8 protein-coding genes are annotated in these 6,561 nt (G+C 38.6%); 5 read left to right on the top strand and 3 right to left on the bottom strand.

From position 1 onward, the window contains the following. A partial coding sequence (locus IQI_RS01325) for a putative polysaccharide biosynthesis protein (RefSeq protein ID WP_064091091.1) occupies nt 1-1,444 on the top strand: 1,444 nt, incomplete at its 5' end. A gap of 170 nt (nt 1,445-1,614) precedes the next feature. Here IQI_RS01325 and IQI_RS01320 read toward each other — a convergent pair. Further along, on the bottom strand, nt 1,615-1,845 hold the full coding sequence (locus IQI_RS01320; RefSeq protein ID WP_231893366.1) for a hypothetical protein: 231 nt from the start codon (nt 1,843-1,845) through the stop codon (nt 1,615-1,617). Between the two features lie 155 nt (nt 1,846-2,000). On the opposite strand from IQI_RS01320, the gene IQI_RS01315 reads away from it, so the two are divergent. Continuing rightward, nucleotides 2,001-2,720, top strand: a complete 720-nt coding sequence (locus IQI_RS01315) for a pseudouridine synthase (protein WP_064091090.1) — start codon at nt 2,001-2,003, stop codon at nt 2,718-2,720. 171 nt (nt 2,721-2,891) lie between these two features. Here the strand turns inward: IQI_RS01315 and IQI_RS01310 are convergent, their stop codons facing one another. After that, nucleotides 2,892-3,113, bottom strand: a complete 222-nt coding sequence (locus IQI_RS01310; RefSeq protein ID WP_032087291.1) for a DeoR family transcriptional regulator — start codon at nt 3,111-3,113, stop codon at nt 2,892-2,894. A gap of 355 nt (nt 3,114-3,468) precedes the next feature. Between IQI_RS01310 and pepV the strand changes: the two genes are divergently transcribed. The 3 genes from pepV to IQI_RS01295 are packed head-to-tail and all read left to right on the top strand — an operon-like array spanning nt 3,469 to nt 6,053. Continuing rightward, nucleotides 3,469-4,875 (top strand): dipeptidase PepV, encoded by a 1,407-nt coding sequence (gene pepV, locus IQI_RS01305; protein WP_064091089.1) that lies wholly within the window; start codon nt 3,469-3,471, stop codon nt 4,873-4,875. Nucleotides 4,876-4,899: 24 nt separating this feature from the next. Beyond that, the gene (dat, locus tag IQI_RS01300) at nt 4,900-5,742 is read left to right on the top strand and encodes a D-amino-acid transaminase (protein ID WP_064091088.1); all 843 of its coding nucleotides are present in this window, start codon (nt 4,900-4,902) and stop codon (nt 5,740-5,742) included. Between the two features lie 32 nt (nt 5,743-5,774). Beyond that, the gene (locus tag IQI_RS01295; RefSeq protein WP_064091087.1) at nt 5,775-6,053 is read left to right on the top strand and encodes a hypothetical protein; all 279 of its coding nucleotides are present in this window, start codon (nt 5,775-5,777) and stop codon (nt 6,051-6,053) included. An 87-nt stretch (nt 6,054-6,140) separates the two neighbouring features. On the opposite strand, the gene IQI_RS01290 is transcribed toward IQI_RS01295, so the two are convergent. Then, on the bottom strand, nt 6,141-6,561 hold a 421-nt coding region (locus IQI_RS01290; protein ID WP_156509813.1), incomplete at its 5' end, for a pyridoxal-phosphate dependent enzyme.

The following is a 6,561-nucleotide window of genomic DNA, read 5'->3' as shown; positions in this document are numbered from 1 at the left end:
GGCGGGAGTTCCCCTCGCTGTATCAAAATTCGTTTCAAAATATAACGCCATTGAAGAGTATGCCGTAGGGAGAAGGTTATTTAAATCCGGTTTACTGCTAATGACGATTACAGGAATTGTTACCTTTTTAATCATGTATGCATTTGCTCCACTTTTCGCTGGAATTGTGATTAAAAGTGATGAACAGGTGATATCAGTAGCTCAAGTAACCACAGTTATTCGTGCCGTCAGTTTTGCGTTAATCATTATTCCTTTCATGAGCTTAATTCGTGGTTTTTTCCAAGGTCATCAATCAATGGGACCTACAGCAGTTTCACAGGTTATCGAACAAATCGTTCGGATTGCCTTTTTACTTGGGGGAATTTATGTTGTCTTGGATTTAATGGATGGTACAGTGACAACAGCCATTGCTGTGGCAACATTTGCTGCTTTTGTTGGAGGACTGGCGAGTTTAGCAGCGCTGATTTGGTATTGGTATAAACGAAAGCCTCATCTCGATGAATTATTGGAAGAAGATCGAGGAGAAGCAAACGTATCATTACGCTCTATGTACAAAGAGATTATCGCCTACTCCGTACCGTTCATCTTTGTGGGATTGGCTAATCCTTTGTTTCAATTAGTTGATACCATTACGTTTAATACAGCCATGGACGCAATCGGGAAGGCAAAAACATCTGACTATGCTTTTGCCGTTTTAAATTTTTACACTCATAAGCTTGTGATTATTCCTGTATCATTGGCCACAGCGTTTTCCATGACCCTGATTCCTTTGATTACAACTTCTTATACAAGTGGTGATCGTAAAACACTTCGCAGGAATATAGATCAAACGTTCCAAATCCTTATGTTCTTAACTGTACCTGCTGCTATAGGTATTGCATTGCTGGCAGAACCAACGTATACCTTGTTTTATCATAGTGATGCTTTAGGAACATCTGTGTTAAGAGCCTATGCACCAGTTGCCATTTTATTTTCCTTATATGCTGTGACAGCAGCGATACTTCAAGGGATTGATGAGCAAAAGTTTACGATTTTCAGTCTTCTCGTGGGATTACTGATTAAGCTGGTGCTAAACATTCCGTTAATTAGATTGTTTGAGACACAAGGAGCGGTCATGGCCACAACGATTGGTTATGCTGTTGCGATAGCGATTAACTTATATGTCATAAAGAAATATGCGCGCTATAAATTTTCACTTATTATGAGAAGAACCATGTTCATATTTGGTCTTAATGCCATTATGGCAGTAGTTGTGCTGATTTTATATGGTATTTTAGCTCAATACTTAAATCCTGAGTCCGGGTTCCAATCCATCATACTTGTAGCTATTTGTGGTGGGGTTGGTGCACTAGTTTATTTTTACTTAAGTCTGAAAAGCAAGTTAGCAGACAAGTTATTTGGAGAAAGAGTGACAAAAATACGTAACCGCTTGAGAATAGGGTAAAAGCAAATAGGGGATGACATCTTGTCAGTCCCCTATTTTTTTCTCAGTATTGTGTAACTTAATGGGAGAAGGCTCGAGGTCATAAGTCAAACCCACCAAAAAGGCACAGAACGCCTTTCTGGCGGGTATGCCTTATGCTTGTCGCCTCTGAACGAGCCACCTTCGCTTTTCTAGTTATTATAATACCCAAGCTGTCTTTCGAGTCTTTCTACTTTTCTTTCAAGGCGATCTACTTTACGGTTTAGTCGTCGGTATTGTCTTTCTAAGCGATCGATGCGGTCATCATAGCTTCCGCCGCCTCCATAACCACCACCAGGGTAACCTGGATACTGACCTTGGCCACCTGGAAGAGGAATGGGGATTAATATTCCGCCTGATCCTTGTTGTCTAAATGGATACATCGTTTACACCTCATTCGTCATGTAAATTTTCTTACCTGTAATAGCCTATGATAAGAATGGGATAATGAATGGGCTAAAGCCTGCATAAGTGATGAACAAGATGAAGAGGAAAAAAATACAACAAATAAATGTTATAAATAGGAGTGTTACTACAGATGAGAGTTGATAAACTACTTGCAAATATGGGCTATGGCAGCCGTAAAGAAGTGAAGAAATTATTAAAAGATGGCGGTCTTCAAGTGAATGGAGAGGTTATTAAGGATGGAAAGAATCATGTTCATCCTGAAAAAGATACGGTAATGTTGAACGGAGAGCGCGTTGAGTATAGAGAATATATTTATTTACTTATGAACAAGCCTCCGGGAGTCATTTCTGCAACAGAAGATCAGCAGGATGAGACGGTTATTGATTTACTCCAGCTTGAGGATCAAATATTTAGTCCTTTCCCAGTAGGAAGACTGGATAAGGATACGGAAGGGTTCCTATTAATTACAAATGATGGACAGCTTTCACATCAACTTCTATCTCCAAAACGTCATGTACCTAAAACGTATTTTGCGGTGATTGAAGGCGAAGTAACACAAGAGGATGTAGAAGCCTTTAAAAGGGGTGTTACATTAGATGATGGATACCATACGAAACCAGGAGAATTGACCATATTAAAAGCTGGCTTAACCTCTGATATCGAATTGAAAATAACAGAAGGTAAGTTTCATCAGGTGAAAAGGATGTTTGAGAGCGTGGGAAAACGTGTCGTTTATTTAAAACGTTTGTCCATGGGACCACTACAACTTGACGAAGATCTGGAGCTTGGTGAATATCGCGAGTTAACTGAGGAAGAAGTAACGTTACTTAAAGAGTATCGTCCATCTTAAATGCAGGAAAAGAGACTGTCCGTTACTGTGAAGTGAGTACTCGGCAGTCTCTTTTTTTAAATTTTCTCTCATATGTTTAACAATAAGATTGGTCTTAAAGAAAGCAGAAGGCAAAATGTACTGCTTCTGACTTCCTTACGCCATACAGGTCGGGACTTAGCCCCGTTAATTTTAAGAAGACATCTTTACTTTCTTCTCAGTTGTTGTCCATTGGCCGCGACTTGGGCTTTGAACCAAGTCGTTATACGCTAACACGTTGAGGTCTCTTTGTATGGTTCTAGGAGTAATGCCAAATTCGTCAACGAGATCTTGAGTTGTTACAGTACCTTTCTTATTAATGTACATGTATACAGCTTTTATTCTAGTTAGCATACGATTGGTTGAAGGCTTCAAAGAACCACTCCTTGATTATTTTTCCAAAGGCAAAGACTACATTTGTCGTTTTGCACCGAAACGTGCTACCTATGTACTATGCGCTTTAGACAACCCCTTTTCTAAATAAAGTGTACTCATAAGATGTCAGACAATTATATTGTACCCCTAAAGATACAAAATTTCTAGGGAAATGTCCAAATTTACAAACAATTTACGTTTCCTACTTCTAGCCTATGTACAAAAGCAACAAAAGATGAACTATTCTGAAAATTAACCTGCTAAATCGTCCCTATATGTTTGGATTTCATAATAAAACAGTATAAAATGAATGAGGGAATAATTTTAAAAATACATATAGAACGGGTGTATAAGGATGACAATCAATTGGACGAGTGAAGTCGACAAAAGAAAAGACGATTTATTAAGTGATTTACAGCAATTTTTGCAAATAAAAAGTGTCCTGGATGAAGAAAATGGAACGGAAGAGGCGCCATTAGGGAAAGGGATAAAAGAAGCACTTGACTATTTATTAAATCTAGGTGAAAAAGATGGTTTCATACCTAAAAATGTTGATCATCTAGCAGGGCATCTGGAAGTAGGAGAAGGAAGTGACCTACTTGGAGTTCTATGTCATGTCGATGTAGTTCCAGAGGGGGATGGCTGGAGTGTAGATCCTTTTGGAGGACAAATAAAAGACGGTAAGATTTTTGCTAGAGGAGCGATTGATGATAAAGGTCCTACCATTGCAGCTTACTATGCTATGAAAATTGTAAAAGAGCTTGGTGTTCCTTTCAACAAACGGGTACGAATGATTATCGGAACCGATGAAGAGAGTGATTGGAGATGTGTGGAGCAATATTTCAAAAAGGAAGAAATGCCAACGATGGGGTTTGCTCCAGATGCAGATTTTCCAATCATTTATGCTGAAAAAGGAATTGCAGATTTTGATTTAGTGCAAAAGTCAGTTGATAAAAAGAATGATTCAGGATTTGAGGTAGTATCATTTGAATCTGGACGTCGTTATAATATGGTTCCTGATTATGCCAAAGCAATCGTACTTATTGATGAAGACCACACAAAATGGGTTCAAAATTTTGAAATCTTCATGAAAGAAGAAGATATTAAAGGGAGCTATTATATTGAAAATGGTGAGCTGGTTTTTCAAATTGAAGGTGTCTCTGCTCACGGTATGGAACCGAAGAATGGAAGAAATGCAGGTTTATATTTAGGAGCTTTCTTATCAGAGCTTCCCTTGAACTCTCAGGCGAAAGAATTCTTTGAATTTACTACAAAACACTTTTTCAAGGAATCACGTGGAGTTGAATTAGGAGTCAGTTACCATGATGATATTACAGGCGATTTGACCATTAACGTAGGGAAGCTACGTTTTTCAAATGAGGACGGTGGTCGTATAGGATTGAATATGCGATATCCTGTTACGTTTGAAATGGAAAAAGGAATGAAAATCTTCGAGAGCATTGAAACCTTTGAGATTGAAAATTTGACTGATAGTAAACCCCATCATGTTTCGTCTGATGATCCTTTAGTGCGTACGTTGCAGAAGGTATATGAAGAACAAACAGGGGAAAAAGCAGAACTTCTCAGTATTGGTGGAGGTACGTATGCTAGAAGTTTAGAAGCAGGAGTTGCCTTTGGTCCTTTATTTCCTGGTAGAGAAGATATCGCTCATCAGAAGGATGAATATATGTATATTGAGGATTTGCTTAAAGCAACGGCTATCTATGCCCAAGCAATCTATGAATTAGCGTGTAAATCGTAAAGAGAAGAAAAAGGAGAGGACTCAATGAATACTGTATTTCTGAATGGGGAATTTATAAATCGAGAAGAAGCGAAGGTTGCTATTGAAGATCGTGGGTATCAATTCGGAGATGGTATCTATGAGGTGATCCGAGTTTACAGTGGAAAAACGTTTACAATGAAAGAACATATGGAACGCCTATATCAAAGTGCTGACAAAATGAAGCTCACCATTCCATATGAATTAGATGAATTGACAGGCGTTATTCATGAACTCATAAAAGCCAATAGCATCCAGGATGGCAGTGTCTATTTACAAGTCACTCGAGGAGTAGCACCACGCCAACATAACTTCCCTTCTTCAGAAATAAAAGGAAGTGTTGTGGCTTATGCCAATGAAGTTCCACGTCCTCTTCAGCAAATGCAAGATGGGGTGACCGCTAAGCTTGTAGAGGATATTCGTTGGTTGCGATGTGATATTAAAAGTCTGAATCTACTTGGAAACTTACTGGCAAAAGAAGAGGCGGTCTCAGAAGGGCACTATGAGGCTATCTTACATCGCGGAGATACGGTAACAGAAGGGTCTGCATCCAATGCATTTATAATAAAAAATGATGAGATAGTCACTCATCCCGCAACCAATTTAATCTTAAATGGCATAACCAGAAGAGTCATTCAAGATATTTGCAAGAGGAATGGAATGTCATTTCAAGAAAAATCGTTTAGTGTGGATGAAGTACTGGATGCGGATGAGTTATTTATTGCAAGTACCACATCAGAAGTGATGCCCGTAGTTAAAATTGATGATAAGGAAATAGGAAACGGGAAACCAGGATCTGTAACGAAAAAGCTCCAAGAACTATTTGAAGAACGTATTAATAAGGGATGAGTAATTGATCGCCAAACTGTTGGAGGCTTTACATGACATTGATTTGTTCACAACCATTTATGAGAACAGAAAGAAGAATTGAAGACAACCAACAATTTACCGTGGAAACGGAAGGGCATATTTATCTTTATAAGGATAAAATTGTAACTCCTTCTAAAAGTTTTACGTTAAAGGATGTAATGGACGTTTCTAGTAGATCTCTTTCATCTTATTACACTTTTCTATACCTTCACACTATTGAAGGTGTTTGGACGTATGTTGTAAAATCTTCTCCTGAAGAGTTTATTACCCACTATCACAGTATAAAATAAAAGACTTTGTGTACTTGTTATAAAACAAAATACAGTCAAGAAAAAAGACGATTCCTTATTAATCAGGAATCGTCTTTTTATGATCAATCATTCAAAGCGAAATAAATCACTTGATAAGTATCTTTCTCCAGTATCACAAGCAATACAAACAACCACATCATCAGGTGACAATCTTTTCGCTACTTCAATAGCAGCGTAGCAGGCAGCACCAGAGGATGGTCCAACAAGAATCCCTTCTTCCCTGGCCATTCTTCGCGTAATATCATATGCTTGTTCATCTTCTATTTTGTGAATTTCGTCATAGACAGCTGTATTCAAAATGTCTGGAACAAACCCAGGACTAGTTCCGACTAGTTTATGCTTTCCTGGCTTACCGCCTGAAAGAACAGGAGACCCTGCTGGTTCGACAACGTGAACTTGAAGGTCAGGATAATGTTCTTTTAACACTTCGCCAGTTCCCGTAATCGTTCCCCCAGTACCAGCTGTGGCTACAAAAGCGGAAAGAGGC

Source organism: Rossellomorea aquimaris TF-12 (genome assembly GCF_001648555.1).
GTDB lineage: Bacteria > Bacillota > Bacilli > Bacillales > Bacillaceae_B > Rossellomorea > Rossellomorea aquimaris.
This window is presented reverse-complemented; position numbering and strand designations above follow the sequence as displayed.

Bases quoted from the DNA above. Each gene is read 5' to 3' on its own strand.
- IQI_RS01295 (WP_064091087.1), top strand. From the start codon at position 5,775: ATGACATTGATTTGTTCACAACCATTTATGAGAACAGAAAGAAGAATT.
- dat (WP_064091088.1), top strand. From the start codon at position 4,900: ATGAATACTGTATTTCTGAATGGGGAATTTATAAATCGAGAAGAAGCG.
- IQI_RS01320 (WP_231893366.1), bottom strand. From the start codon at position 1,845: ATGTATCCATTTAGACAACAAGGATCAGGCGGAATATTAATCCCCATT.
- pepV (WP_064091089.1), top strand. From the start codon at position 3,469: ATGACAATCAATTGGACGAGTGAAGTCGACAAAAGAAAAGACGATTTA.
- IQI_RS01315 (WP_064091090.1), top strand. From the start codon at position 2,001: ATGAGAGTTGATAAACTACTTGCAAATATGGGCTATGGCAGCCGTAAA.